Origin of the sequence: Halomonas sp. 707D4 (assembly GCF_024158685.1) — a bacterium.
GTDB lineage: Bacteria > Pseudomonadota > Gammaproteobacteria > Pseudomonadales > Halomonadaceae > Vreelandella.
In genome coordinates this window covers 1-2103 of record NZ_JAMZBD010000516.1, presented here as the reverse complement: position 1 = coordinate 2103, position 2103 = coordinate 1, and the positions used below count along the sequence as shown (strand labels likewise).

1 protein-coding gene and 1 pseudogene are annotated in these 2103 nt (G+C 68.0%); both read left to right on the top strand.

Annotated elements, in window-relative coordinates; genetic code table 11:
- Positions 1-1720: ATP-binding protein (locus BIS11_RS16005; RefSeq protein WP_253586528.1), on the top strand; the 1720-nt coding region annotated here is incomplete at its 5' end.
- Positions 1717-2103: pseudogene (locus BIS11_RS16000) on the top strand (hypothetical protein); the annotation flags it as partial. The gene BIS11_RS16005 and the pseudogene BIS11_RS16000, both read left to right, overlap by 4 nt.

Genomic DNA, 2103 nt, shown 5'->3' with positions numbered 1-2103 from the left:
CCAGACGGTGAAGCGCCAGGATGAAGAGCTCGAGTACGCAAGTGAAGCCCGCCGGCAGTGCCAGGCCCGCCACGCACAGGCCCAACGCGATCGGCAGCGAGCCCGCCAGGCGGCGCTGGACGAGCAGCAGGCGCTGCACCAGGCGCTAAAGGAGGAGCGGGATGAGGCGCTGGAGGCGCTGCATGGCGCGCTTCGCGCCGAGCAGCTCGAGCTCGAGGCCGATGCCCAGCACCAGCAGGCCACTTTCGAGCGCCGGCTCGAGCAGTATCGCCAGTCCCTGGGCGCGCTCAAGGCCGACCACCAGCGCCAGTGCCGCGAGGTGGAGGCGGCCTTCGAGCAGGCGCTGGAGGAGCAGGGGGTCGACCCGGTCACCGTCAAGCAGACCAAGGCGCGGCTCGCCGAGCTCGAGGCCCACATTCGCGCCACCCAGGCGCGCCAGGAGGAGCTCGAGCATTACCGCTACTTCATGCGCGTGAGCTGGGGCCAGCGCAAGCCGGAACTCAGCGAGCAGGAGAGCCGCCTGGCCCGCGAGGTGAGCGAGATCGAGCGCCAGCGCCTCGAACAGCGCCAGGCCTTCAAGGCCGCCAAGGCGGAGCACGAGCGCCACATGAGCGTTCTGAAAACCACTTGTGGTGAGCAGACCGAGCTGCTCGACGATCTCAAGCCGCTGACCCGCCAGCTCGACGAGCTGGCGCTGCCCGCAGATGCCACGGCACTGAGCGAGCCGCCAGGCGATGCCCAGGAGCGCATCACCCGCACCCGCCAGGCGCTCGCCCAGCGCAGCCAGGAGCGCGATGCGCTGCGCAAGGGCTGCCAGGAGATCGAAGGCCAGCTCGTCAAGGGCGCAAGCGCAGGCTTCGTCGATGCCCTCGAGCGCGAGCGTGACAGGCTCGATGACCCGGAGGAGCCCCGGGCGCTGCTGCCTATCTTGGCGGGCATGCTCAAGCTGCTGGAAGATCAGCAGCAACAGCTAGTACAGCAGGGGCGTAACCTGAGCGACGATCTGGACAAGTTCTTCACCGTGTTCAGCGACCTGAACCGGCGCATCAGCGCCCAGAGCAAGCGCCTTTCCGACGAGGTGGCGGATGACCTGGCCCTCGACGGCATCAAGAAGGCCGAGGTGCGCATCCAGTCCACCATCGACGAGCTGGGCTTCTGGGAGCCGCTCAAACGCTTCGCCCAGTGCTACAAGGCGTGGAAAGGCTCGCAGCAGCCGCTGCCCAGCGACGACTACCTCGACGCCCTGGGAGACGTCGCGGACCTGCTGCGCCACGACCAGCCCTACAGTTTCGAGAGCCTGCTGCGCCTGGAGCTGCACCTGAACGAAGGCGGCACGGACCTCGTCATCAGAAGCGACCGGCAGCTGCTCGAGTCCTCAAGCCACGGCATGGCCTACCTGATTCTGTGCAAGTTCCTGCTCGCCTTCACAAGGCTTCTGCGCGGGCGCGCCGAGATCGCCATCCACTGGCCGATCGACGAGATCGGAACGCTTGCCTACCACAACGTCGAAAAACTGTTCGAGGCCTGCGACAGCAACCGCATTCATATCGTCGGCGCCTTCCCCAACCCGGAGTCCGACGTGCTGCTGCTTTTCCACAACCGCTACCTGATCGACCGCGACGCCATTGAGCCCGGCGTGCGCCGGCTCAAGCGGATCGAACCGCGCTTGAGCCGCCTGGCCGAGCGGCTCAAGGCGCGAGACGAGGAGGTCACCGCATGAGCGACGACGTTCAATCATCCCCCGCCCACACCGCGCTCTTGAGCCACGGCCCGCTGCTGGAGCGGCTTCTGGCCGGCGAGTTCGTCTGCGCGGTGAGCGACGAGGCCGCCTTCAAGCGGCTGCAGGACGACGCCCTGCGCGGGGCCTTCGATGCCTACCTGCGCCCGCTCAACCGCCGCCTGGCCACCAACGACGACCAGAGCGTCTACTTCCTGGCCTGGCGTCAGCTCGACGCCGCGCGCGAACAGCTCACCCGCCAGCTCAGCGATACCGTGCACAGCCTGCTGCCGCTGCTGGAGTGGCTGCAGCTGGTGCAGGAAGCGCTTGGCCGCGACAGCGTGCCGGCACCGGGCGACGTGCTCAAGCCCGGCGAGCTCCAGGCC